The 255-nt window shown below is 49.4% G+C and carries 1 pseudogene; it reads right to left on the bottom strand.

Going from position 1 to position 255, the window contains the following annotated elements:
* Positions 1-15: 15 nt before the first annotated feature.
* Positions 16-255: pseudogene (locus tag ICN39_RS11320) on the bottom strand (transposase); the annotation flags it as partial.

The following is a 255-nucleotide window of genomic DNA, read 5'->3' as shown; positions in this document are numbered from 1 at the left end:
CTTGCACGCTCACCACTTTTTTACGGCAATCTCCTTCATCACTTCAATCTCGAGATCGCGCTCTGCCAAGATCTTCTTTAAACGGCCGTTCTCTTGCTCGAGTTGCTTTAAGCGTTTGACATCGTCTTTACCTAGATCGCCAAACTTCTTACGCCAGCTGTAAATCGAGGGTTCGCTGACCCCGTGGCGCTTGGCAACCTCTGCTATTGGCGAACGATCTGCCTCTTGCAATATCCGAACAATCTGTTCGTCTGA

The sequence above is a fragment of the Polynucleobacter sp. AP-Reno-20A-A9 genome, from assembly GCF_018882085.1.
Classification (GTDB): domain Bacteria; phylum Pseudomonadota; class Gammaproteobacteria; order Burkholderiales; family Burkholderiaceae; genus Polynucleobacter.
The sequence above is the reverse complement of the archived record's forward strand: the minus strand, read 5'-3'. Positions and strand labels throughout refer to the sequence as shown.